This is a genomic window from Burkholderia diffusa, from assembly GCF_001718315.1.
Taxonomy (GTDB): domain Bacteria; phylum Pseudomonadota; class Gammaproteobacteria; order Burkholderiales; family Burkholderiaceae; genus Burkholderia; species Burkholderia diffusa_B.
Genome location: NZ_CP013362.1, coordinates 2863586 through 2887422, shown reverse-complemented (window position 1 = coordinate 2887422; position 23837 = coordinate 2863586). Strand labels below are relative to the sequence as shown.

At 68.0% G+C, this 23837-nt stretch carries 19 protein-coding genes; 11 read left to right on the top strand and 8 right to left on the bottom strand.

Annotated features, from left to right (window positions below; genetic code table 11):
• Window positions 1-18: 18 nt before the first annotated feature.
• From WI26_RS13290 to WI26_RS13280, 3 genes are read right to left on the bottom strand one after another with little or no spacing between them, the layout of a single operon-like run.
• Window positions 19-1464, bottom strand: coding sequence for a LutB/LldF family L-lactate oxidation iron-sulfur protein (locus WI26_RS13290; protein ID WP_069226151.1), 1446 nt, complete (start codon window positions 1462-1464; stop codon window positions 19-21).
• The gene (locus tag WI26_RS13285) at window positions 1461-2174 is read right to left on the bottom strand and encodes a LutC/YkgG family protein (protein WP_059465786.1); all 714 of its coding nucleotides are present in this window, start codon (window positions 2172-2174) and stop codon (window positions 1461-1463) included. The genes WI26_RS13290 and WI26_RS13285 overlap by 4 nt, the downstream gene beginning before the upstream one ends.
• Entirely contained in the window at window positions 2171-2971 is an 801-nt protein-coding gene (locus tag WI26_RS13280; RefSeq protein WP_069226150.1) for a (Fe-S)-binding protein, read from the bottom strand. The genes WI26_RS13285 and WI26_RS13280 overlap by 4 nt, the downstream gene beginning before the upstream one ends.
• A gap of 133 nt (window positions 2972-3104) precedes the next feature.
• Here WI26_RS13280 and WI26_RS13275 point away from each other — a divergent pair, with 133 nt between their 5' ends.
• The 5 genes from WI26_RS13275 to WI26_RS13255 all read left to right on the top strand — a co-directional run bounded on the left by WI26_RS13275 (window position 3105) and on the right by WI26_RS13255 (window position 8564).
• Window positions 3105-3821, top strand: coding sequence for a FadR/GntR family transcriptional regulator (locus WI26_RS13275; RefSeq protein ID WP_069226149.1), 717 nt, complete (start codon window positions 3105-3107; stop codon window positions 3819-3821).
• A 226-nt stretch (window positions 3822-4047) separates the two neighbouring features.
• On the top strand, window positions 4048-5673 hold the full coding sequence (locus WI26_RS13270; protein WP_069226148.1) for a phospholipase D family protein: 1626 nt from the start codon (window positions 4048-4050) through the stop codon (window positions 5671-5673).
• A 252-nt stretch (window positions 5674-5925) separates the two neighbouring features.
• The gene (locus WI26_RS13265) at window positions 5926-6699 is read left to right on the top strand and encodes a class II aldolase/adducin family protein (RefSeq protein ID WP_006497398.1); all 774 of its coding nucleotides are present in this window, start codon (window positions 5926-5928) and stop codon (window positions 6697-6699) included.
• A 362-nt stretch (window positions 6700-7061) separates the two neighbouring features.
• Entirely contained in the window at window positions 7062-7496 is a 435-nt protein-coding gene (locus WI26_RS13260) for a CHRD domain-containing protein (protein ID WP_069226147.1), read from the top strand.
• Window positions 7497-7601: 105 nt separating this feature from the next.
• On the top strand, window positions 7602-8564 hold the full coding sequence (locus WI26_RS13255; RefSeq protein ID WP_069226146.1) for an alpha/beta hydrolase: 963 nt from the start codon (window positions 7602-7604) through the stop codon (window positions 8562-8564).
• Here WI26_RS13255 and WI26_RS13250 read toward each other — a convergent pair.
• Window positions 8534-9376, bottom strand: a complete 843-nt coding sequence (locus WI26_RS13250; protein WP_069226145.1) for an EcsC family protein — start codon at window positions 9374-9376, stop codon at window positions 8534-8536. The genes WI26_RS13255 and WI26_RS13250 overlap by 31 nt on opposite strands.
• Before the next feature lie 109 nt (window positions 9377-9485).
• Between WI26_RS13250 and WI26_RS13245 the strand changes: the two genes are divergently transcribed.
• Complete coding sequence (locus tag WI26_RS13245) at window positions 9486-11081, top strand: MDR family MFS transporter (protein WP_059465778.1); 1596 nt, start codon at window positions 9486-9488, stop codon at window positions 11079-11081.
• Window positions 11082-11115: 34 nt separating this feature from the next.
• Window positions 11116-11556: a MarR family winged helix-turn-helix transcriptional regulator gene (locus WI26_RS13240; RefSeq protein WP_059540064.1), complete on the top strand. Its 441-nt coding sequence runs from the start codon at window positions 11116-11118 to the stop codon at window positions 11554-11556.
• 132 nt (window positions 11557-11688) lie between these two features.
• Here WI26_RS13240 and WI26_RS13235 read toward each other — a convergent pair whose 3' ends face one another.
• The gene (locus WI26_RS13235; RefSeq protein ID WP_057926569.1) at window positions 11689-12270 is read right to left on the bottom strand and encodes a DJ-1/PfpI family protein; all 582 of its coding nucleotides are present in this window, start codon (window positions 12268-12270) and stop codon (window positions 11689-11691) included.
• A gap of 161 nt (window positions 12271-12431) precedes the next feature.
• Entirely contained in the window at window positions 12432-13712 is a 1281-nt protein-coding gene (locus WI26_RS13230; protein ID WP_059465775.1) for an amino acid deaminase, read from the bottom strand.
• A 119-nt stretch (window positions 13713-13831) separates the two neighbouring features.
• Here WI26_RS13230 and WI26_RS13225 point away from each other — a divergent pair, with 119 nt between their 5' ends.
• The 3 genes from WI26_RS13225 (at window position 13832) to WI26_RS13215 (ending at window position 16761) form a co-directional block, all read left to right on the top strand.
• Window positions 13832-14767 (top strand): MurR/RpiR family transcriptional regulator, encoded by a 936-nt coding sequence (locus WI26_RS13225; RefSeq protein ID WP_059511759.1) that lies wholly within the window; start codon window positions 13832-13834, stop codon window positions 14765-14767.
• 2 nt (window positions 14768-14769) lie between these two features.
• Complete coding sequence (locus WI26_RS13220) at window positions 14770-16251, top strand: N-acyl-D-amino-acid deacylase family protein (protein WP_069226144.1); 1482 nt, start codon at window positions 14770-14772, stop codon at window positions 16249-16251.
• 123 nt (window positions 16252-16374) lie between these two features.
• On the top strand, window positions 16375-16761 hold the full coding sequence (locus WI26_RS13215; protein WP_009691931.1) for a RidA family protein: 387 nt from the start codon (window positions 16375-16377) through the stop codon (window positions 16759-16761).
• An 83-nt stretch (window positions 16762-16844) separates the two neighbouring features.
• Here WI26_RS13215 and queF read toward each other — a convergent pair whose 3' ends face one another.
• Both queF and ilvA read right to left on the bottom strand, forming a co-directional pair.
• Window positions 16845-17669, bottom strand: coding sequence for an NADPH-dependent 7-cyano-7-deazaguanine reductase QueF (queF, locus tag WI26_RS13210; protein ID WP_059540067.1), 825 nt, complete (start codon window positions 17667-17669; stop codon window positions 16845-16847).
• A gap of 12 nt (window positions 17670-17681) precedes the next feature.
• The gene (ilvA, locus tag WI26_RS13205) at window positions 17682-19205 is read right to left on the bottom strand and encodes a threonine ammonia-lyase, biosynthetic (RefSeq protein WP_069226143.1); all 1524 of its coding nucleotides are present in this window, start codon (window positions 19203-19205) and stop codon (window positions 17682-17684) included.
• A gap of 576 nt (window positions 19206-19781) precedes the next feature.
• Here ilvA and WI26_RS13200 point away from each other — a divergent pair.
• Entirely contained in the window at window positions 19782-23807 is a 4026-nt protein-coding gene (locus tag WI26_RS13200) for a DUF3683 domain-containing protein (RefSeq protein ID WP_059511762.1), read from the top strand.
• The last annotated feature ends 30 nt before the right edge of the window (window positions 23808-23837 follow it).

Here is a 23837-nt window from a genome sequence, read left to right as displayed (position 1 = left end):
GTCTGAAAGCGAGGTGCTCTATTCGGGCTGCCCGCGTGCGCGCAGCAGGTCGGACAGGCTGCGCGGCGCCGGCTCGAGCGGCGTGCGGTGCTGCGTCCAGCCCATCTGCCGGGCCGGCGTCAGCGCGCGCAGGCGCGTCGCGGTCCAGCGGAATGCGCGGTACGCGCGCGGATGCGCGAACGCGCCCGACCAGAAGCGCCACACGAGGTCTTCCGCGCGGTTGTAGTTCGCGCCCTGGCCGCGCAGCGGATGCGCGACGGGTTCGTCGGGCTTGCGGTTCGCCTCGGTGCGCAGCCGCACGAGCAACTGCGGAATCGGAATCCGGACCGGGCACACCTCGCCGCACGCGCCGCACAGCGTCGATGCGCTCGGCAGGTCGGCCGTCGCGTCGAGGCCGAGCAGATGCGGCGAGATGATCTTGCCGATCGGGCCCGGGTAGGTCGTCCCGTATGCGTGGCCGCCGATGCGCGTATAGACGGGACAGTGGTTCATGCACGCGCCGCAGCGGATGCATTGCAGCGTCGCGCGCAGCTGTTCGTCGGCATAGGCCTGCGTGCGGCCGTTGTCGAGCAGCACGAGATGCAGCTCGCGCGGGCCGTCGCGTTCGCCGTCGCGGCGCGGGCCGGAGACCAGGTTGAAGTAGGTCGTGATCGCCTGGCCGGTGGCCGAGCGCGTCAGCAGGCTCGACAGCGGCACGACGTGCTCGAGTTTCTCGACGACCTTCTCGATGCCCATGATCGCGATGTGCGTGTCGGGCACGGTGGTCGACAGCCGGCCGTTGCCCTCGTTCTCGACGAGCCACAGCGTGCCCGTGTCGGCCGCCGCGAAGTTCACGCCGGACAGGCCGATGTCGGCTTGCGCGAACGCGCGGCGCAGTGCGCGCCGGCCCGTCTGGATCAGCTCGTCGACGTCCTCCGTGTAGCGCGTGCCGGGGATGTGTTCCTCGAACAGCTCGGCGATGTCGCCGCGCGTCTTGTGGATAGCCGGCATCACGATGTGCGACGGCTTCTCGCCCGCGAGCTGCACGATGAACTCGCCCATGTCGGACTCGATGCAGTCGACCCCGTGATTCGCGAGGAAATGGTTCAGTTCGATTTCCTCGCTTGCCATCGACTTGCCCTTGATCACGCGGCGCGCCTTTTTCGTCTGCGCGATGCCGAGCACGATCGCGTTCGCGTCGGCGGCCGTCTCGGCCCAGTGCACGTGCACGCCGGCTGCCGTGAGCTTCGCCTCCAGCCGCTCGAGCAGCGTGGGCAGTTGCGCGAGCGCGTGCTGCCGGACGGCTTCGCCGAGATCGCGCAGTTGCTGCAGTTCGGTATCGTCGGGGAATTGGGTCGCGCGCTTGTCCTGCAGGAAGTCCATCGCACCGCGAAAGCTCCGGCGCAGCGCGGGATTGTCGAGCGCGGCGCGCGCGCGGGCCTTGAAGTCGCCGGGGGCGACGAATTGCAGCGGTTGGTCGCTCATCGCGGCAGGTCCTGGCAGGCGGTTGCGGTCGGTTCGGTGACGATCACGACCCAGAGGTTGCGCGGCCCGTGTGCGCCATACGCGAGGGTCTGCTGGATGTCGGAGGTTTTCGACGGGCCCGACACCAGCACGACGTTGGTCGGCATGCCGGTGTGCCAGCGCTCCGCGTGCACGGCGGCGTGAAGGTCCGCGTGCAGCGTGTTCGCATGGACGAGCGCGACGTGCAGCGGCGGCACCAGCGACACCGTGCGCGGCGTGCCGGCATCGGGCGCGAGCACGACGGTGCCGGTCGCCGCGATGCCCGAGCGCGCGACGGTGAAGCCCGCGTCGATCGTGTCGAACAGCTCGGCTTTCCACGCGTCGATCGGCCGGTCGAACGGCACCGGCGCGACCGCGTCGGGCAGCGCACGCGCGAGGGCTGCGGATTCGGCGCGGGCCGGATCGAGCAGCAGGCGGCGCACGCCGGCGTCGGCGAGCCGTGCGGCAAGCTGCGCGGGCCACGCGTCCGCGGTGGCGCACCAGACGTCGGCGTGCGACGCGGCGAGTGCGGCCTGCATCGTGCGCGCGAGCGCGTGAGAATCGACGGCGACCGGTGCGCGGCGTGCCGCGTAATGCGTGTCGATGCGCGCATCGAGCGCGGGCGCGGCGTTCGCGGCGACACCGGGGGCGGCGGCCCGCAGGCGCGCGAGGATGGCGTCGCGCGCGCTCATTGCGTGTCTCCGCGCAGCGAGCCGGCGCCTGCCGTGCGGCGCCAAAGGAAGCTTGCGAGATGCTCGACGGGCAGCGTCGCGCCGGCCTTGGTCGCGGCATGGCCGATATTCAGCAGGCAGCCGCAGTCCGCCGACACGAGCCGGTCGCAGCCCGTCGCGCAGGCCGATGCGACCTTGTCGTGCACCATCGCACCGGAGATGTCGGGATGCTTCAGCGAGAACGTGCCGCCGAAGCCGCAGCATTCCGATTCGCGTTCATGTTCGATGCGCGTGACGCCCGGCAGCGCGTCGACGAGCGCGACGCCGTGCACGCGCGTGCCCATTTCACGGCGGGCCGCGCACGACGTGTGCAGCACCACGCGCTCGTCCGGGCCGGCGTTCGTATCGATGCCGTCGAGCCGCACGTGGAGCACATGAACGAGGAACTCGGCGAGTTCGTACGTGCGCTCCGCAATCGCGCGAGCCTTCGGACCGTGCACGGGGTCGTCGGCGAACAGAGCCGGCCAATGGTGCCGGATCATGCCCGCGCACGAGCCGGACGGCACGATCACGGGCCACGGCTCGCCGAACAGGTCGAGCTGCGCGGCCGCGACGCGGCGCGCCTGATCGGGATTGCCGCTGCTGTAGGCCGGCTGTCCGCAGCAGCTCTGGCCGCGCGGATAGTGGACGGTCAGGCCTTCGCGTTCCAGCAGGCGGACCGCGTCGAGCCCGGCTTCGGGGACGAACAGGTCGACCAGGCAGGTCGCGAACAGATAGACGTGCGCGGGGGCGGTGGCGGGGTAGTGCCTTTCGTTCATGTCTCGCTCCAGGGGCGCCGGCCCGGCAAGCGAATGCGGGACGACGTTTTCGCTGCATAATTCCCGCGACGGCGTCGCAGCTCAAATTGGTTGGGCCAATCGGCGCGGCGGGGATTCCGATGGAGACACGGCGATGGCGGCGATGACGGCACGGGGCCGGACCGAAGTGGTGATGCGCAAAATCGAGACGGCGCTGCTCGACGGCACCTGGCCGGCCGGTGCGCGGCTGCCGGCCGAGCGCGTGCTCGCGCAGCAGTACGGCGTCGCGCGCAATACCGTGCGCGAGGCGACGCAGCGGCTCGTCGCGCGCGGGCTGCTGCAGAGCCGGCGCGGCGCGGGCGTGTACGTGACGGACCAGTTGCGCTCGGGCATTGCGTCGCCGTGGGGCCAACTGGTCGCCGACCACCCGGCGCTGCGCGACGACATACTCGAATTCCGTCGCGTGCTCGAAGGCGCGACCGCGTATTTCGCCGCGTTGCGCGCGGATGCGAACGACCGGCGCCGGATCCGTGCGCTGCTGCGCGAGCTCGAGACCGCGCACGCGAACGACGACGCGGCCGTCGAGGCATCGACCGACGCGAAGCTGCACGAGGCGATCGCGCTCGCATCGCACAACACGATGTTCCTGCACCTGCACACGAGCGTGATCGGGATGCTGCGCGAGCACATCTCGATCAACGTCGCGGGGATGACGACGCACGACGAGCAGGCGTCCGAGCTGCTGTTGCTTCAGCACCGGGTAGTCTGCGAAGCGATCTGCGCGCACCGGCCCGAGGAGGCGCGCACCGCGATGCAGACCCATATCGACTACGTGCGCAGCCACTTCGAACGAAGCGGCGACACGGCGTGAGACTGGTTGGACCATGGATGCCGCGAGCCTGTCCGGCGGCCGAGTCGCGGGCTGCCGTGCCAGGATGCCCTCGCCGGCGGCGCGCGTCGCGGTTGCACGGCACCGCATGCGCCAGCCGCGCGATTGACCGGCTCATCGGGCGCCCACTAGAATCGGTTGGAACCACCCGTCAGCCGCACGCCGCGGCGATTGCGGATCCATCGATCCGCCTGTCGAGGAAGTTTCCGTGCTCACGTCTTTGATCCGGCGCGCGCCGGCCGCGCTGTCGTGGCGCACCGCCTGCCGCCCGGCCCGCGCGCTCGCCATCTGCGCGCTGCTGTCGCTGGTCGCCGCCTGCGCGACGCATCCGCCCGCCACCACGCTCGATCGCCCCGTCTCGCACGCATTGCCGGCCGATACCGCGACGCCGCTGCGCAACGCGCTGGCCGCGCCGGAAGCCGCGCATCCGGGGCAATCGGGCTTCCGGCTGCTGCCCGACGGCGCGACCGCGCTGCAGATGCGCATCGCGCTCGCGCGCGCGGCGACGAAGACACTCGACATGCAGTACTACATCGCGACCGAGGACACGACCGGCAAGCTGCTGCTCGCCGCGGCACTGTATGCGGCCGATCGCGGCGTGCGCGTGCGGATGCTGGTCGACGACCTGAATTTCCGCGATATCGACCGCGTGATGGCCGCGCTCAATACGCACCCGAAGATCGAGATTCGCGTGTTCAACCCATTCGGCGCGTCGCACTACGGGATGGTCGAGCGCACGGCCAACTCCCTGACGAGGATCGACAGCTTCACGCGGCGGATGCACAACAAGGCGATGATCGCGGACAACCAGATCGCGATCGTCGGCGGCCGCAATCTCGGCGACGAATACTTCAGCGCGAGCCCGACACTGCAGTTCCGCGATCTCGACGTGCTCGCGGCCGGCCCCGTGACGAACGACATCTCGACGAGCTTCGACGATTACTGGGCGAGCGCGAGCAGCTATCCGCTGCGGGTGCTGAATCATCAGACGTTCGATCCGAAGGAGCTCGACGCGATGCGCGACGAGCTGCGCGACCACTGGCGCAAGAACGCCGATCCATACAACGCGAAGCCGCTGAACGCGACGCCGCTTGCGCAGCAGATCGCGCGCGACGAGCTCGAGCTCGTGTGGGCGCGAGCCGAGTTCAAGGTCGACGCGCCGGACAAGGTCGTGCGGCCGACCGACGCGTACGTGAGTCCGCCGATGCAGCGCCTCGTCGAACTGACGCGCGGCGCGCAGCAGGAATTCCTCGCGTTTTCGCCGTACTTCGTGCCGCATGACGCGGGCGTGAAGATCCTGGGCGACACGACCGCGCGCGGCGTGCGCGTCGCGATCCTGACCAATTCGCTTGCCGCGACCGACGCGGTCGCCGTACAAGCCGGCTACGCGCCGTACCGCGTGCCGCTGCTGCGGCGCGGCGTCGAACTGTACGAATTCAAGGCGCGGCCGAACCCGCCGAGCGCGGGCCTGTTCGGCTCGCGCTCGCGCGCGAGCCTGCATGCGAAGGCGTACGTGATCGACCGCAAGATCCTCGTGATCGGTTCGCTGAACCTCGATCCGCGTTCCGCGCACCTGAATACCGAACTCGCGCTCGTGATCCACAGCCCGACGATCGCGCAGCAGGCCGCGACGATCTTCGCGCGCGTGACGCAGCCGGACGAAAGCTACCGCGTAAGCCTCGCGACGCCCGCGGGCGGAGGCCCGCCCGAACTCGAGTGGACCGGCACCGACAATGGCGAGCCGGCGACTTATCACGTCGATCCGCATGCCGGGCTGATGCGCAACCTGATGACGGGCTTCTTCATGCTGCTGCCGGTCGACGACCAGTTGTAAGGGCCGGAACGACTCGGGCCAAACCCGCGATACCGGTGCGCGGGGAAAGGTGATATGGTTGTGCGCGCAACGATATGCGTACCGTGAAGGGCGCTGCCGGACGGCTCGCGCAATGCGGGCCGTCCAGCAGCGCCGAACGATGCGCCTTCCGCACCCGCGCCGGACGCACCCGCGCGCCGCGTGCGCCGCCAGGAGACGAGGGACATGCGCGAGCCGCCCGCGCGGCCGCCCCGCCCGCAACCGGAGTGCCCCATGCAACGTGTACCGAACCAGCCGTTCACGCGTCCCGCCCGCTTCTCCGAAGCCGAATGGCAGGCGCGCGTGCAGCTCGCGGCCGCCTACCGGATCTTCGACCATCTCGGCTGGACCGAGCTGATCTACAACCATATCTCGCTGCGCGTGCCGGGCGAGGACGGCCATTTCCTGATCAATCCGTTCGGGCTCCATTACCGCGAGGTATGCGCGTCGAACCTCGTGAAGATCGACATCGACGGCAACGTGATCGGCCATTCCGACTGGCCGATCAATCCGGCGGGCTTCACGTTCCACAGCGCGATCCATGCGGCGCTGCCCGACGCGCATTGCGTGATGCACGTGCATACGACGCCGACGATGGCCGTGTGCTGCTCGCGCGACGGGTTGTCGTTCTCGAACTTCTATTCGGCGCAGTTGTACGGGAAGATCGCGTATCACGATTTCGAGGGCATTACCGTGCATCTCGAGGAAGGACGGCGCATCGTCGAGAGCGCTGGCGGGCGGCCCGTGCTGCTGTTGCGCAACCACGGGCCCGTGACGATCGGCGCGACGCTCGCGCAGACCTTCTCGTTGATGTGGTTGCTCAATCGCGCATGCGAAGTGCAGGTCGCGACCCACGCGATCGGCGATGCACTGCCGATCGCGCCGCCGGTGCTCGAGGGCTGCGTGCGCGATTCCCTGAACTTCGATCCGAAGCACGGTGCGGGGCAGGATGCATTCGACGCGTTGCAGCGCATCGTCGACCGGATCGATCCGGGCTATCGCGCGTGAGAGCGCGGTGTCGGCGCGACGCCGGGCGCGATCGCGGCGGCGGCAACTGATTCGTGATGCTTGACGGCCTGCGAAGCGGAGTTTTGCCCGACGCTGCGAGCATGACGCCCGGGCATGGGTAAAAAAAACGCGGCCGGGTGGCCGCGTGAATACTCGCAGACTCCTTCGGACGAAGGAAACAAGCAACTGTGAGACGAAGTGTAGCGAAAGGCCGCGCGCGGATTCAGGGCTCCCGCTGCAAAGGTCTCTTCCAGGTTCCGTCAGGCTGGCGAGCGACGCACCGGTGCCGGATCGGCGGCGATCGACTACCATCATGGAGCGTCCCCGTCCGGGTGGCGTACCCCGTCGTACAAGGAGGATTCATGCCGAAGCTGCGTTTGCTCCAGATGGCGTTGCTTGCGGGCGTGCTGGCCGCCGGCAGCGCCGCCGCCGAAACGGTGCGCCTGTCCGCCAACCTGCAGCCGTCGAGCGAAGTGCCGCCCACCGCGACCAAGGGCGCGGGCGCCGTCGATGCGACCTACGACACGGCCACCCACATGCTGCAGTGGACGGTGACTTACGACCACCTCACAGGCCCGGCCACCGCTGCGCATTTCCACGGGCCCGCGCCGGTCGGTCAGAACGCCGGTGTGCAGGTGCCGATTCCGAAGGACGCGCTTGCGAGCCCGATCAAGGGCTCGAAGGAACTCACCGACTCGCAGGTCACCGACCTGATGGGCGGCAAGTGGTACTTCAACGTGCACACGAAGGAGCATCCGTCCGGCGAGATCCGTGGCCAGATGATGCCGGCGAACTGAGGCTGGCGAACCGCGCGCCGGCGTTTGATATAGAGGCTCCCGTCGAGCGACGCGGTGACGATCGCACGTACCATCGTCACACTGTGTGATGACGGAGTGTGTTCGATGAGTTGGCAAAGCAAGTTCGCGTGCTGGCTGCTGCGCTGGCAGTTTCGTCCCGAGACCAAGCGCCCGGTGCTCGATCCTGCCCGCGCGCGGCGCTTTACCGACCTGCGAATGATCGTGCCGCGTCGCGCGCCGTCGGGCTACCGGCTGCGCGAGTGCTACGGTCCCGGCGACGCGCCGCTGCGCGGCGAATGGCTCGAACGCACCGACGCGGTCGCCGCTCGCGGGTCCGGCCGCACGTTGCTGTACTTCCACGGCGGCGGCTACTACTTCTGTTCGACGAAAACCCATCGGCCGCTCGTGTTCGGCCTCACGAAGCGCGCGGGCGTGCGCACGTTCTCCCTCGACTACCGGCTCGCGCCCGAGAACCGCTTCCCGGCCGCGCTCGACGACGCGCTGGCAGCCTACCGGCAATTGCTCGCGCTCGGCACGCCGCCCGAGTCGATCGTGTTCGGCGGCGATTCGGCGGGCGGCGGCCTTGCACTCGCGACGCTCGTCGCGTTGCGCGATCGCGGCGAACCGTTGCCCGCCGGCGCGATCCTGTTCTCGCCGTGGACCGACCTGGCCGGCACCGGCGGCACGATGCGCAGCAACGACGGCCTCGACCCGATGTTCGCGGCTGCGGCGCTGCCGAAGGCGGCGAAGCTGTATCTGGGAGACGAATCGGCGACGCATCCGTACGCGTCGCCGCTCTACGCGGATTTCACCGGGCTGCCGCCGCTCTTCATCCAGGCCGGCAGCACCGAGGTGCTCCTCGACGATTCACGCCGCGTCGCCGACGCCGCGAAGGCGGCTGGCGTGCCGGTGGAGATCGAGGTGTGGCCAGACATGCCGCACGTATGGCAGCTATACGCGCCGATGGTGCCGGAGTCGCGCGACGCACTCGACCGCGCGGCCGCGTTCCTGCGTCGCGTCGCGGTCGAGCGGGCGGTTCAGCGCGCGGGCGAGCCGTCGATCGCCTGATACGCGGCCTTCACGGCGACCGGGCCGTACTTGCGCTCGAGCCGGCGCACGGTGAAGTGGCCGTGCGCCATTTGCTGGAAGTGGTCGATGAACAGCGTGTTGACGGTCGCGCCGAGCACCGCGCCGATCGCCGGGATCGACTTCGCGGCCATCTGCTCGGTGACCTGTACCGAGAAGCGTGATGCCACCGTCTGCACGAGCTTGAACACCGCCGCCGAGCTGTGCGCGGCGATCCCTTTCGTCGTGATGTCCGACGACGCCTTCGAAATCGCCTGCGCAAGCGCGCCGCGCAGCACGAAATAGCCGAGATCGGCGTCCTCTTCCCGCTTGTCCGCGTTGCCGCCCATGCCGAGCACGGCCAGGCACTGCAGCTGCGTATCCACCGCGCCCAGGTCCTCGCCTTCGCTGCGAGCGATGTCGCACACCGAGCGGAAGATCAGCGTGGTCGTCACCGGCAGCTCGACGGGCAGCGCGAGGAAACCGAACGCGCCGCCCGCCGCGCCGGTCGTCGCGACCGCGAGCTTGTGCAGCAGGTTGCTCGGCTTCTCGGGCTCGGCGTCGGGCGTCTGTGGCTTGCCGAGCGTGCGCAGCGCGATGTTCAGGCACTTGCGCAGCGCAAGCTGCGTCGCGTCGTTGATCTTGCCGGTCGCGAAGTCGGGCAGCCGCGCGATCATCTTCTCGACCGGCGCGCCCAGCACGCCCGTCAGCTTCATCGTCAGCGACGGGCTTTCCAGTACCTGCTTCGCGCGCCGCAGCGCGTCCTGGTCTTGCGCCGACAGCGTCGCCGCGGGCGCGATTGAAATCGGTTCCATCTTTCTCCTTTGCGGCGGGGCACAGGCCCCGACCGTCGCCGGCCTAGATTACTCCGGCATGCTAGAATTTTGAGATTGTTTGACTCGTCAAAAGTTGCATCAACAAAAAATGGCCGTCCATACTGCCGCCCACCATTCGAGCGGGCAACTTCTGCCGTTCCGTGAATCGCTGCTGGCGATGATCGGAATCTCGTTCGTCACCATGCTCGTCGCGCTCGACCAGACGGTCGTCGGCACCGCATTGCCGACCATCGTGGCCGAGCTGAGGGGTTTCGACCTGTACGCGTGGGTCGCCACCTCATATCTGCTCAGTTCCGTGATCACCGTGCCGATTTTCGGCCGGCTTGGCGACTATTACGGCCGCAAGCCGTTCGTGATCGCGTCGATCGTCGTGTTCACCGGCGCGTCGGTGCTGTGCGGGATGGCCAACGACATGCTGTTCCTGGTGCTCGCGCGCGGCCTGCAGGGAATCGGCGGCGGGATGCTGGTCGGCACCGCGTTCGCGTGCATTCCCGACCTGTTCCCCGATTCCGTCGTGCGGCTGCGCTGGCAGGTATTGATGAGCTCCGCGTTCGGCATCGCGAACGCGGTCGGGCCGTCGCTCGGCGGGTTCCTGACTCAGTCGTTCGGCTGGCGCTCGGTGTTCTACGTCAACCTGCCGGTCGGCCTGCTGTCGCTGTTCTTCGTGTGGCGCTACCTGCCGCACCTGCGCCATGTCGAGCACGACCGCAAGATGCGGCTCGACTGGCCCGGCGCGCTGCTGATTGCGTTGTCGCTGGGCGCGCTGCAGCTGTTCGTCGAGTGGCTGCCGAAGTATGGCGTCATGAGCTGGGCGTCGCTGCTGCTGATCGTTGCGCTCGGCGCCGGCGTCGGCTTGTGGCATTGGGAAAAGCGCTGCGCGCAGCCGATCCTGCCGTTCGACATGTTCGGCAACCGCGCGCTGTCGGCGCTGTTCGTGCTCGCGATCCTTGCCGGATTCTCGATGTTCTCGCTGCTGTTCTACGCGCCGCTGCTGTTCCAGGGCGGCTTCGGGATGTCGCCGAAGGAGGCCGGGCTCGTGATCACGCCGCTCGTCGTGTTCATCACGATCGGCAGCATCATGAACGGCCGCGTCGTCACGCGCATCCGCAATCCGAATGCGATGCTGCACGTCGGTTTCATATTGTTCGCGATCGCGTGCGCGGGGATCGTCGTGTCGACGCACACGACGCCCGCCTGGGCGCTGATGGCGCTGATGGTCGCCGGCGGCATCGGCCTCGGCTTCGTGCTGCCGAACCTCACCGTGTTCGCGCAGCAGACGGCCGGCCGCGAGCACCTCGGCATCGCGACGGCGCTGCTGCAGTCGCTGCGGATGGTCGGCGGGATGATCGGCACCGCGCTGACGGGCACGCTGGTCAACCAGTTGTATTCGAGCGGCGTGCGCAATGCGCTGTCGGGCGATCATGCGCTGCAGTGGCATGCGCAGCTCGCCGATCCGCAGATCCTGATCGACCGCGCCGCGCAGAGTGGTCTCGTCGCGGAGCTGACGCGCGCCGGGCATAATGGCGCGCTGCTGCTGGAAGCGGCCCGGGAATCGCTGGTCGGCGCGATTCACCTGGGCGTCGCGATGGCGGCCGTCGTCGCCGTGGTGTCGGTATGGCAGTGTCGCCGCGTGCCGCCGATCGCGCTGCGGCGCAAGATCGAACCGCATGTCGCGGCCGATTGAACGATTCACCGATTGAACGAGTAGGCATCAGCGCATGGAAGAACAGGACCGCGTCGCGATCTTGCAGCAATTCGGACGCACGTATCGCGCGTTCATGAGCGCGTTCGAAACGCACGTCGGGCAGCCGATGCCGCGCTGGCGCATCATGGTCGCGCTGCACACGATGGGCGGGCATTCGTCGCAGAAGAAGCTCGTGGAAGTGCTGCGCATCGATCCGGGCGCGCTCACGCGCCAGCTGAAATCGCTCGACGCGCTCGGCTGGATCGAGCGCGCGTCCGACGCCCGCGACAATCGCGTGACCAACGTCACGCTGACCGAAGACGGTCGGGCCGCGTTCGACGCGTGCCTGCCGCGCCGCAAGGCGTTCCTCGACCAGACGATGGCGCAACTGCCGGACGACGTGCTGACCGCGCTGTCGGGTGCGCTGGCGATGCTGGAGTCGCGGATCGCGGAAGTCGGATCGACGCCGTACTGAAGGGCAGGGCGGGAGGCGGCTCGGCGGGGCGCGCCCCGTCGGCCGATCCTGACCGGCGCGGCATACGGGTCACGCGCGGGTCGCGCGAACCAGCCGCCGGCCGGCGTTTCATTTCATTTCATCCAGCTTCGTTTACAGCTCGATGCGCGTGCCCAGCAGCGCGAGGAACTGCGCGAGCCATGCCGGATGCGCGGGCCACGCGGGCGCGGTGACGAACGGCGCGTCGGTCACGGCCGCGTCGACCGGGATGTCCGCGTACTCGCCGCCCGCGAGTTTCACTTCCGGCGCGCAGGCAGGGTAGGCCGAGATGCGCTTGCCGCGGATCACGTCGGCGGCCGCGAGCAGCTGCGCCGCATGGCAGATCGCGGCGATCGGCTTGCCGGCTTCGGCGAACGCGCGCACCAGCGCGATCACCTTCGCATCGAGACGCAGGTATTCGGGCGCGCGGCCGCCCGCGATCGCGAGCGCGTCGTAGCCCGACGCATCGACGTCGTCGAACGTCGCGTTCAGCGTGAAGTTGTGGCCGGGCTTTTCGGTGTAAGTCTGGTCGCCCTCGAAATCGTGGATCGCGGTCTTGACCTTGTCGCCCGCGCGCTTGCCCGGGCAGACCGCATCGACGTGGTGGCCGACGGCCTGCAGCGCCTGGAACGGCACCATCGTTTCGTAGTCTTCGGCGAAATCGCCGGTCAGGAACAGGATCTTCTTCGCGGCCATGGCTTTCTCCATTGAACAGCGTTGAGGGTCCGTTCGCGCCGCGTGCGGCAGACGGCGCTGCGGCGGCGAAGCGGCCCCGAGGACGAAAGCGCAGTGTACTCCGCCCGCTTGAAGCGCGCGTGACGGCCGCCCCGCGCGGCGGCGGGGCGGTGCGCGGGGCGTCAGAAGAAGGTTTCGACGACTTCCGTCACGCGGAATTGCGGATCGAGGACGAGCAGCTGGCGCCACTTGTCGAACGTCAGGCACGGGTGCGAGATGTCGAACGCGACCATGTCGCCGACCTTCACGTCCGCGCCCGGCGGAATCTGCAGGTACGCATGCTGGTCCATCATTCCGGTGACGGCCCAGCCTTCGCTCGCGGCGACATCGCGCGGCGCGCTGTCGCGGCCCGGGCGGAAGTGGCGCGCCGGCTCGGGCAAGCCCGCGTCGAACGCCGCGTCGCGCTTGCCGAGCGCGACGATCGCGCGATTCGGCTCGGGCACCGACTGCACGTACGCCCACAGCTGCAGCGCCGGCAGCAGCCCTTCGCCCATCCTGCGGGCGATCGGGTTGCGCGCGAACACGTCGGTCTGGGCCTTCTTGTAGATGCCGACGTCGTGCGTCAGGTAGCAGCCCGGGCGCAGCACGACTTCCGCGAAACCGGCGTCGGACGCCTTCGCGAATTCCTCCGCGACCACGTCGTACCACGCCGAGCCGGCGCCCGACAGGATCGCCGGCGTGCGCGCGAAACGGCCGGCTTCGGCCAGCGCTCGCGTGAGCGCGACCGCGTCCTGCAGGAACGCGCGGATCTCGCCTTCCTCCTTCAGCACGCCTTCGTAGAGTTCGATGCCGGCCAGCTTCAGCGTGTCCGGATAGCGCGCGATCGCATCGAGCACGGCCTGGCGTTGCGCGGCGTCGCGCACGCCCGCGCGGCCGCCCGGTACGCCGAGCTCGATCAGCACGTTCAGCGTCTTTTTTGCGTCGCCGAAGAAGCGGCCGAGCTGGTCGACGCTGTCGGCCGAATCGACGAGGCAGAAGAATTCGAACTCGGGATCGGACAGCAACTGAGCGATGATCGCCATGTTCTGGCGGCCGACCAGCTGGTTCGCGAGCAGCACGCGCCGCACGCCGCCGTGATACGCGGCCTGCGTCTGGTGCGCGGTCGCGAGCGTGATGCCCCATGCGCCGGCGTCGAGCTGGCGGCGGAACAGCTGCGGCGCCATCGTCGTCTTGCCGTGCGGTGCGAACTGCACGCCGTACTGCTGGACGAACGCCTGCATCCAGTTCAGATTGTGTTCGATGCGATCCGCGTACAGCACGGCGGCCGGCAGGCTGACATCTTCCGCGAGCAGGTTCCACTCGAGGCGGCCCGCGTCGTCGAGCGGCACGCTCGCGCTCGGCAGGTTGCCGAGGCCCTTGCCCAACGGATTGATTGTCGGTTCCTGATAGTTTGTAACTTTCATTTCATCCCGCTCCATCATTACTATGCATTGCACTGAAGTTGACATGCAGATGGTACAGAAAGTAGCATCGGCGCGGTGATGTTATTTAGTAACATGAAGCGCCGCACACTTTTCAGCAGATGAATTCGCCCGCCAGCCCATCCGTCCCGTTCGCAGCCGAGCCACCGGCTTCGGTCGCCCAGCCGGTCCTCGACATCGTCGCGCGGATCGCCGAATGCGCGCCCGAGCTGCGCGAGGCCGAACGCAAGGTCGCCGCATTCATCCTCGCCGATCTCGCGCGCGCCGCACATGCGAGCATTGGCGCGCTCGCGCGCGACGCGGGAGTCAGCGTCGCGACGGTCACGCGTTTCGCGAAGGCCGTCGGCTGCCGCGACGTGCGCGAACTGAAGGTGCTCGTTGCGCAGGCCGCGGCGGTCGGCCAGCGTTTTCTGGTGCCGGCCGATGAGCATCCCGAAGAAGACGCGAGCCCCGCATCGGTCGTCTACGACGAGATTCGCGTGGCGCTCGCGCACAACCACCAGCTGCTGCGCAACACGTCGTTCGACGCGGCGGCCGACCTGCTCGCCGGCGCGAAGATGATCTATGTGTACGGGCAGGGCGGCGGCTCGACCGCGCTCGCCGACGAACTGCGCTTCCGGCTCGTGCGCTTTGGCCGGCCGGTCGCGAGCTATCAGGACAGCCTGCTGCAGCGGATGGTGTCGGCGACGCTGTCGCGCGACGCCGTGGTCGTCGCGTTGTCGGTGAGCGGGCGCGTGCCCGAACTGCTCGAAAGCTGCCGGCTCGCGAAACGCTACGGCGCGAAGCTGATCGCGATCACCGCGCCGGCGTCGCCGCTCGCGAAGCTCGCCGACCATCTGATTCCGGTCGTCGCATTCGAGACCGATTTCATTTACAAGCCTTCGACATCGCGCTACGCGATGATGATGGCGATCGACGTGCTCGTCACCGGGGTCGCGCTGCGGCTCGGCGATGCGGGCCGAGAATCGCTGCGCCGCATCAAGCATGCGCTCGATGCGCACCGCGGCGGCGGAGACCGTCAACCGGTAGGAGACTGACCATGCATTCGCATCCCGAAGCCGCCGATACGCTGATCGTCGGCGCGCAGCTGTACGATGGCACCGGCGCGCCGCCCGTCACGCGCGACGTCGCGATCCGCAATGGCGTGATCGCGGCGATCGGCAACCTGTCGAACTGGCTTGCCGAAACCGTCGTCGATGCGAATGGCCGCGCGCTCGCGCCGGGCTTCGTCGACGTCCACACGCACGACGACACGCACGTGATCCGCGCGCCGGGAATGCTGCCGAAGATCTCGCAGGGCGTGACGACGGTGATCGTCGGCAACTGCGGGATCAGCGCGTCGCCGGTGACGCTCGCGGGCGATCCGCCCGACCCGATGAACCTGCTCGGCGATCGCGCCGCGTTCCGCTACCCGACCTTCGCCGCGTATGTCGCGGCCGTCAACGATGCGCGTCCGGCCGTGAACGTCGCGGCGCTCGTCGGGCACACCGCGCTGCGCAACAACCAGATGGACCGCCTCGACCGCGCGGCGACCGACGGCGAAATTGCCGGGATGCGCACACAGCTCGAGGAGGCGCTCGCGAACGGCGCGCTCGGGCTGTCGTCGGGCCTCGCATATGGCTCCGCGTTCGCGGCGCCCGCCGAGGAAGTGATGGCGCTCGCCGAGCCGCTCGCGAACGCGGGCGCGCTATACACGACGCACATGCGCACCGAGTTCGACGCGATCCTCGACGCGATGGACGAAGCGTATCGCGTCGGCCGTCACGCGCAGGTGCCGGTCGTGATCTCGCACCTGAAATGCGCGGGCCCGTCGAACTGGGGGCGCAGCACCGAGGTGCTCGCGTCGCTCGAAGGCGCGCGCCGCTACCAGCCCGTCGGCTGCGACTGCTATCCGTACAGCCGCAGCTCGTCGACGCTCGACCTGAAGCAGGTGACGGGCGACATCGACATCACGATCACGTGGTCGGAGCCGCATCCGGAAGTCGCGGGCAAGTTGCTGAAGGCGATCGCGGCCGACTGGGGCGTGACCGAGCAGGAGGCCGCGCAGCGCATCCGTCCGGCCGGCGCCGTGTACCACAACATGTCCGAGGACGACGTGCGGCGGATTCTGTCGCACCCGGCGACGATGGTCGGCTCGGACGGCTTGCCGAACGATCCGCTGCCGCACCCGCGGCTCTGGGGCGCATTCCCGCGCGTGCTCGGCCATTACGTGCGCGACACGAACCTGCTGCCGCTCGAGGAAGCGATCCGCAAGATGACGTCGCTGTCCGCGCGCCGCTACGGGATCGCGCGGCGCGGCGAAGTGCATGTCGGCTACCACGCGGATCTCGTGCTGTTCGATCCGGCGCGCGTGATCGATGCCGCGACGTTCGAGAAGCCGCAGCAGCCCGCGCACGGGATCGACGCGGTGTGGGTGAACGGCGTGCTGACTTACGAGAACGGCCAGCCGACCGGCGCGCGCGCCGGCGGTTTCGTCGCGCGCGGCGAGCGCGTGCCGGCGAGTGCCGAAGCCGCGTTCTGAGCGCGGCGCCGATCCGATTTGCCGCGTGCGCCATGTCGGCGCGCGCATCCGCAACCGTGCGTTGCAAGGGATCGGCACTGGCGCTTGCGTGCCGATGCCGGTCGACAACCAAGGAGTGAAACGATGAAGCGATATGGCGTGGGCGAAGCGAAGGGTACGGGCGGCCAGGTGATGCCGTTTGCACGCGCGGTCGAGGCCGACGGCTGGCTGTATGTGTCGGGCCAGACGCCGATGGTGAACGGCGAGGTCGTCGAAGGCGGCATCGTCACGCAGTCGAAGCAGGCAATCGAGAACGTGATCGCGATCCTGAAGGAAGCCGGCTACGGCCTCGAACACGTCGTGCGCTGCGGCGTGTGGCTCGACGACGCACGCGATTTCGCGTCGTTCAACAGGGTGTTCGTGTCGTACTTCGGCGAGCATCCGCCGGCACGCGCGTGCGTGCAGTCAAGCATGGTGATCGATTGCAAGGTCGAGGTCGATTGCATCGCTTACAAGGCGCCGGCGAAGTAAGGCGGCGCGCAATCCGCTGCGCACAGTGAAACAGCCCCGTCGGCGCGAGCCGGCGGGGCTGTTTCGTTTCGGTCGGGCTGGTGTTATTGCCGCGCGGTCCGCGCGTTGTCCGGCATCGGCTGGTTGTAGTTCGTGCGGAACGGATTGATGTCGAGTCCGCCGCGGCGCGTATAGCGCGCGTATACCGCGAGCTTCACCGGTTTGCACGCATGCAGGATGTCGAGAAAGATGCGCTCGACGCACTGCTCGTGAAAGCCCGTGTGGTTGCGGAACGAGATGATGTAGCGCAGCAGCCCTGCGTGATCGATCTGCGGCCCGACGTAGTGAATCTGCACGCTGCCCCAGTCGGGTTGACCGGTGACCGGGCAGTTCGAGCGCAGCAGGTCGGACACGAGCGTTTCCTCGACCGGCGCTTCGTCCTCGGCGGCAGACAGCAGCGACGGATCGGGTTCGTACACGTCGGTGTCGAGGTCGAGCCGATCGAGCGACAGCCCGTCGAGCTCTTCCATCTCGAGCTTGCCGAAATCGTGCGGCGACACGAGCTGCACCGACACGCTCGCGCCGCACGCGGCCGACACGTCACGCTTGAGCACGTCGCGCACCGCGTCGACCGAGTCGAACTTCGATTGCGCGAACGAGCCGAGATACAGCTTGAACGACTTCGATTCGACGATGTTCGGCGATTCTGCCGGCACGAAGAACGTCGCGACCGCGAGCTGCGGCTTGCCGCGCGCGTTGAGCCACGACAGCTCGTAAGCGTTCCAGATGTCGGTGCCGAAGAACGGCAGCGCCGACGTGATGCCGAGCTGCTCGCGCGAGCCGGCGCGCGGGATCGGGAACAGCAGCGACGCGTCGTACTGCGCTGCGTAGACGGTCGCCTTGCCGAGCGGAGAATGTTCGGGATTCATTGCACGATGCCTTTACGACAGGAAGAGGCGGTAAGCCGGATTGGTGCTCTCTTCGACATACGGATAGCCGAGCGCCGCGAGGAAGCGTTCGAATTCGGCGCGGTCGGCCTGCGGCACCTGCAGCCCGACGAGGATCGAGCTGTAGTCCGCGCCCTGGTTGCGGTAGTGGAACAGGCTGATGTTCCAGTCCGGCGCCATCGACGACAGGAACTTCATCAGCGCGCCCGGCCGCTCCGGGAATTCGAAGCGGAACAGGCGTTCGTCGAGCGCGAGCGGCGAGCGGCCGCCCACCATGTAGCGGATGTGTTCCTTCGACAGCTCGTCGTGCGTCAGGTCGACGGTCTTGAAGCCATGCGACTCGAAGTTCGCGGCGATCTCGGCCGATTCGTCACGCCGCTTGATCTGCACGCCGACGAAGATGTGCGCGGATTGCGCATCGGCGATCCGGTAGTTGAACTCGGTCACGTTGCGGTCGCCGACGAGCGAGCAGAAACGCTTGAAGCTGCCGCGTTCCTCGGGGATCGTGACGGCGAACACGGCCTCGCGCGCCTCGCCGACTTCCGCGCGTTCGGCAACGAAGCGCATCCGGTCGAAATTCATGTTCGCGCCGGACGTGACCGCGACGAGCGTCTGGTTTTCGATGCCTTCGCGTTCCGCGTAGCGTTTCGCACCCGCCACCGCGAGCGCGCCGGACGGCTCGAGCACGCTGCGCGTGTCCTGGAACACGTCCTTGATCGCCGCGCACAGTGCGTCGGTGTCCACCGTCAGCACGCCGTCGAGGAATTCGCGGCAGAGCCGGAAGGTTTCCTCGCCGACGAGCTTCACCGCGGTGCCGTCCGCGAACAGGCCGACCTCGCTCAGCTCGACGCGCTCGCCCTTCTGCAGCGACTGCGCCATCGCGCACGAATCCTCGGCCTGCACGCCGAACACCTTGATTTCCGGCCGCACCGCCTTGACGTAGGCCGCCACGCCGGCCGCGAGCCCGCCGCCGCCGATCGGCACGAAGATCGCGTGAATCGGCCCCTGGTGCTGACGCAGGATTTCCATTGCGATCGTGCCCTGGCCGGCGATCACGTATGGATCGTCGAACGGATGGACGAACGTGAGGTCGCGCTCCGCCTGCACCTTGACCGCGTGCGCGTACGCATCGCTGTACGACTCGCCCGCCTGGATCACCTCGACGCTCGGGCCGCCGTGCGCGCGTACCGCGTCGACCTTCACCTGCGGCGTCGTGACGGGCACGACGATCACGGCCTTGACACCCATTCGTGCGGCCGAGAACGCAACGCCCTGCGCATGATTGCCGGCCGATGCCGTAATCACGCCGCGCGCAAGCGCGTCGGCCGGAATGTGCGCCATCTTGTTGTACGCGCCGCGCAGCTTGAACGAGAACACCGGCTGGTTGTCCTCGCGCTTCAGGTAGACGGGGTTGCGCAGTCGGGCCGACAGATTGCGGGCGGGTTCGAGTTCCGTCTCGAGCGCGACGTCGTAGACGCGCGCGGTGAGGATTTTCTTCAGGTAATCGTGGGATGCCATGGGCGCTCGCGTGCAGTGCGGAAGCAGACGGTAAAGGATCAATGATAGCGCCAAGGGTCCATCCGCACGCAAGCGGCATGCCGGGTGCATGGTCGCGCAACCGCGCCGGCGCGCATGTTTGCCGCGCGGAGCGTCCCTTTTTTACCGGTTTAACCGCGCGGTTACCGACCGGACGGACGGCGAATGCCGGCGCGAAAGCGCGCCGAACCAGGCCCGGCGCGGGTTGCGGCGAAAGCCCCACGACCTGTCCGGCGTCTCACGGGCGGGCCGATCATGGGTTAGAATTCCGTTTTGAATCAAGGATCGGAAGATGCAGAGGCACCCTCGGATCGCCCCGTTGAAGCTGACGCCGCGCGCAGCCAGCCCCGCGGCGGAGCGGCATGCGCGCCGCGCGCGATCGTGCTGATGGCTCCGAGTGCCGCCAGGCCCCGCCGGCTGGAAACGGTGAGTCCAGACCCGCTCCGGCCCCATGCGAGATAGTCGCGCGCCTGGCACCAGAACAGATTTCCCCAAGATTGCGCCTACGCGCTTGCCGACGCCCGTGCACGGTGTATCGGCCCTCCGAGTCGTCCGAACATGAACGCACCACAAGTTTTCGATCCGCATGGCGCGGCCGCCGCCGTCGCCGCCGACCCCGCGCCCCGTCTGCGCGAGATTCCCTACAACTACACGTCCTTCTCCGATCGCGAGATCGTGATCCGCCTGCTCGGCGAGGAGGCGTGGTCGGTGCTCGACGAGCTGCGCGCCGAACGCCGCACGGGCCGCTCGGCACGGATGCTGTACGAAGTGCTCGGCGACATCTGGGTCGTGCGCCGCAACCCGTACCTGCAGGACGACCTGCTCGACAACCCGAAGCGCCGCGCGCTGCTGATCGAGGCGCTGAACCACCGCCTGACCGAGATCGGCAAGCGCCGTCGCGCCGATCTGACCGAGCATCACGACGACGCGGGCCGTGAACGTGCCGGCCGCGTCGAGATGCTCGAGGCCGCCGCGCAGCGTGCGGTCGACGAATTCGCCGACGAATTCGACAAGATGGCCGACCTGCGCCGCCGTGCGACCAAGGCGCTCGGCCGCTGCACGCAGAAGGACAACATCCGCTTCGACGGGTTGTCGCGCGTGTCGCACGTGACCGACGCGACCGACTGGCGCGTCGAATACCCGTTCGTCGTGCTGACCCCCGATACCGAAGCCGAGATCGCGGGCCTGATCAAGGCGTGCTTCGAGCTCGGCCTGACCGTGATCCCGCGCGGCGGCGGCACCGGCTACACGGGCGGCGCGGTGCCGCTCACGCCGTTCTCCGCGGTGATCAACACCGAGAAGCTCGAACAGCTCGGCGCGGTCGAGCTCACCGAACTGCCGGGTGTCGCGCACAAGGTGCCGACGATCTTCTCCGGCGCGGGCGTCGTCACGCGCCGCGTGACGGAAGCAGCCGAAGCGGCCGGCTACGTGTTCGCGGTCGATCCGACCTCGCTCGACGCGTCGTGCATCGGCGGCAACGTCGCGATGAACGCCGGCGGCAAGAAGGCCGTGCTGTGGGGCACCGCGCTCGACAACCTGGCCTGGTGGCGGATGGTCGACCCGGACGGGAACTGGCTCGAAGTCACGCGTCACGAGCACAACCAGGGCAAGATCCACGACATCGCGGTCGCTCGTTTCGAGCTGAAGTGGTTCGACGGCGCGTACGCGCCGGGCGAGAAGCTGCTGAAGACCGAGATGCTCGAAATCGAAGGCCGCCGGTTCCGCAAGGAAGGCCTCGGCAAGGACGTCACAGACAAGTTCCTCGCCGGCCTGCCGGGCGTGCAGAAGGAGGGCTGCGACGGGCTGATCACGTCCGCGCGCTGGGTGCTGCACAAGATGCCCGCGCACACGCGCACCGTCTGCCTCGAATTCTTCGGCCAGGCGCGCGAGGCGATCCCGAGCATCGTCGAGATCAAGGACTACCTGTTCGAGACGTCGAAGCAGGGCGGCGCGATCCTCGCGGGCCTCGAGCACCTCGACGAGCGCTATCTGCGCGCGGTCGGCTACGCGACCAAGAGCAAGCGCAACGCGTTCCCCAAGATGGTGCTGATCGGCGACATCGTCGGCGACGACGCCGATGCGGTCGCGCACGCGACGTCCGAAGTGATCCGGATGGCGAACGGCAAGAGCGGCGAAGGCTTCGTCGCGATCAGCGCGGAGGCGCGCAAGCGCTTCTGGCTCGACCGCAGCCGCACGGCCGCGATCGCGAAGCACACGAACGCGTTCAAGATCAACGAGGACGTCGTCATTCCGCTGAACCGGATGGGCGAGTACACCGACGGCATCGAACGGATCAACATCGAGCTGTCGCTGAAGAACAAGCTGCAACTGGTCGACGCGCTCGAGGCGTTCTTCCGCGCAGGCAACCTGCCGCTCGGCAAGACCGACGACGCGAACGAAATCCCGAGCGCCGAGCTGCTCGAGGATCGCGTGCAGCAGGCGCTGGAGCTGCTCAAGCGCGTGCGTGCGCGTTGGGAATTCGTGCGCGACCGGCTCGACCAGCCGCTGCGCGAGGCACAGCACTACCTCGTGCAGCTCGGCTACGAGGCGCTCGCCGAGAAGTTCGCCGATCGCGCGGACGAGCAGCCGGGCGCGACCGTGTTCCACGTCACGCAGGACCGCACGGTCCGCATCTCGTGGAAGCAGGAGATCCGCGCGGAGCTGCGCGCGATCTTCAACGGCGGCGCGTTCAAGCAGATCCTCGACGAAGCGCAGGCGATCCACAAACAGGTGTTGCGCGGCCGCGTGTTCGTCGCGCTGCACATGCATGCGGGCGACGGCAACGTCCACACCAACATCCCGGTCAACTCCGACAACTACGAGATGCTGCAGGATGCGCACGCGGCGGTCGCGCGCATCATGACGCTCGCGCGCTCGCTCGATGGCGTGATCTCCGGCGAACACGGGATCGGCATCACGAAGCTCGAGTTCCTGACCGACGACGAGATCGCCGAATTCCGCGCGTACAAGCAGCGCGTCGATCCGAACGGCCGCTTCAACAAGGGCAAGCTGCTCGACGGCGCCGACCTGCGCAACGCCTACACGCCGAGCTTCGGGCTGATGGGCTACGAGTCGCTGATCATGCAGCAGTCCGACATCGGCGCGATCGCCGATTCGGTGAAGGACTGCCTGCGCTGCGGCAAGTGCAAGCCGGTGTGCGCGACGCACGTGCCGCGCGCGAACCTGCTGTACAGCCCGCGCAACAAGATCCTTGCGACCTCGCTGCTGGTCGAGGCGTTCCTGTACGAAGAGCAGACGCGCCGCGGCGTGTCGATCAAGCACTGGGACGAGTTCAACGACGTGGCCGACCACTGCACGGTATGCCACAAGTGCGCGACGCCGTGCCCGGTGAAGATCGACTTCGGCGACGTCACGATGAACATGCGCAACCTGTTGCGCAAGATGGGCAAGAAGAAATTCAACGCCGGCAATGCGGCGGGCATGTTCTTCCTGAACGCGACCAATCCGCAGACGATCAACGCCGCGCGCAGCGTGATGATGGGTGTCGGCTACAAGGTGCAGCGCTTCGCGAACGACATGCTGAAGAAGGTCGTGACGAAGCAGACCCAGCATCCGCCCGCGACCACCGGCAAGCCGCCCGTGGTCGAGCAGGTGATCCACTTCGTCAACAAGAAGATGCCGGGCAACCTGCCGAAGAAGACGGCGCGCGCGCTGCTCGACATCGAGGACAACAAGATCGTGCCGATCATCCGCAACCCGAAGTCGACGACCGTCGATTCGGAAGCGGTGTTCTACTTCCCGGGCTGCGGCTCCGAGCGACTGTTCTCGCAGGTCGGGCTGGCCACGCAGGCGATGCTGTGGGAGGCAGGCGTGCAGACCGTGCTGCCGCCGGGCTACCTGTGCTGCGGCTATCCGCAGCGCGGCTCGGGCCAGTACGACAAGGCCGAGAAGATCGTCACCGACAACCGCGTGCTGTTCCACCGGGTCGCGAACACGCTGAACTACCTCGACATCAAGACGGTGGTCGTGTCGTGCGGCACCTGTTACGACCAGCTCGCAGGCTACGAATTCGACAAGATCTTCCCGGGCTGCCGGATCATCGACATCCACGAGTTCCTGCTCGAGAAGGGGATGAAGCTCGATGGCGTGACGGGCACCCGCTACATGTATCACGACCCGTGCCATACGCCGATCAAGACGATGGACCCGGTGAAGCTCGTCAACGAGTTGATGGGCGCGGAGAAGGACGGTTACAAGATCGAGAAGAACGAGCGCTGCTGCGGCGAATCGGGCACGCTCGCGGTCACGCGTCCGGACGTGTCCACGCAGGTTCGCTTCCGCAAGGAAGAGGAAATCCGCAAGGGCGCCGCGAAGCTGCGCGCGATTCCCGTGGTGGCCGGCGACGCGCCGGCGCCGGCCGCCGCGGCCGCGAACGGCCCGGACGTGAAGATCCTGACGAGCTGCCCGTCGTGCCTGCAGGGCCTGTCGCGTTACAACGAGGACGCGAACCTCGAGGCCGATTACATCGTGGTCGAGATCGCGCGCCAGGTGCTCGGCGAAAACTGGATGGCCGACTATGTCGCACATGCGAACAATGGCGGGATCGAGCGCGTGCTGGTCTAATGCCGGCATGACGACCGCCCGGCCGGACTA

Excerpts from the sequence above, each read along its gene's own strand:
- WI26_RS13220 (WP_069226144.1), top strand. The coding sequence starts at position 14,770 with ATGCATTCGCATCCCGAAGCCGCCGATACGCTGATCGTCGGCGCGCAG.
- WI26_RS13245 (WP_059465778.1), top strand. The coding sequence starts at position 9,486 with ATGGCCGTCCATACTGCCGCCCACCATTCGAGCGGGCAACTTCTGCCG.
- WI26_RS13200 (WP_059511762.1), top strand. The coding sequence starts at position 19,782 with ATGAACGCACCACAAGTTTTCGATCCGCATGGCGCGGCCGCCGCCGTC.
- queF (WP_059540067.1), bottom strand. The coding sequence starts at position 17,669 with ATGAATCCCGAACATTCTCCGCTCGGCAAGGCGACCGTCTACGCAGCG.
- WI26_RS13260 (WP_069226147.1), top strand. The coding sequence starts at position 7,062 with ATGCCGAAGCTGCGTTTGCTCCAGATGGCGTTGCTTGCGGGCGTGCTG.
- WI26_RS13230 (WP_059465775.1), bottom strand. The coding sequence starts at position 13,712 with ATGAAAGTTACAAACTATCAGGAACCGACAATCAATCCGTTGGGCAAG.
- ilvA (WP_069226143.1), bottom strand. The coding sequence starts at position 19,205 with ATGGCATCCCACGATTACCTGAAGAAAATCCTCACCGCGCGCGTCTAC.
- WI26_RS13255 (WP_069226146.1), top strand. The coding sequence starts at position 7,602 with ATGAGTTGGCAAAGCAAGTTCGCGTGCTGGCTGCTGCGCTGGCAGTTT.
- WI26_RS13240 (WP_059540064.1), top strand. The coding sequence starts at position 11,116 with ATGGAAGAACAGGACCGCGTCGCGATCTTGCAGCAATTCGGACGCACG.
- WI26_RS13265 (WP_006497398.1), top strand. The coding sequence starts at position 5,926 with ATGCAACGTGTACCGAACCAGCCGTTCACGCGTCCCGCCCGCTTCTCC.
- WI26_RS13290 (WP_069226151.1), bottom strand. The coding sequence starts at position 1,464 with ATGAGCGACCAACCGCTGCAATTCGTCGCCCCCGGCGACTTCAAGGCC.
- WI26_RS13275 (WP_069226149.1), top strand. The coding sequence starts at position 3,105 with ATGGCGGCGATGACGGCACGGGGCCGGACCGAAGTGGTGATGCGCAAA.
- WI26_RS13250 (WP_069226145.1), bottom strand. The coding sequence starts at position 9,376 with ATGGAACCGATTTCAATCGCGCCCGCGGCGACGCTGTCGGCGCAAGAC.
- WI26_RS13225 (WP_059511759.1), top strand. The coding sequence starts at position 13,832 with ATGAATTCGCCCGCCAGCCCATCCGTCCCGTTCGCAGCCGAGCCACCG.
- WI26_RS13215 (WP_009691931.1), top strand. The coding sequence starts at position 16,375 with ATGAAGCGATATGGCGTGGGCGAAGCGAAGGGTACGGGCGGCCAGGTG.
- WI26_RS13235 (WP_057926569.1), bottom strand. The coding sequence starts at position 12,270 with ATGGCCGCGAAGAAGATCCTGTTCCTGACCGGCGATTTCGCCGAAGAC.
- WI26_RS13280 (WP_069226150.1), bottom strand. The coding sequence starts at position 2,971 with ATGAACGAAAGGCACTACCCCGCCACCGCCCCCGCGCACGTCTATCTG.
- WI26_RS13285 (WP_059465786.1), bottom strand. The coding sequence starts at position 2,174 with ATGAGCGCGCGCGACGCCATCCTCGCGCGCCTGCGGGCCGCCGCCCCC.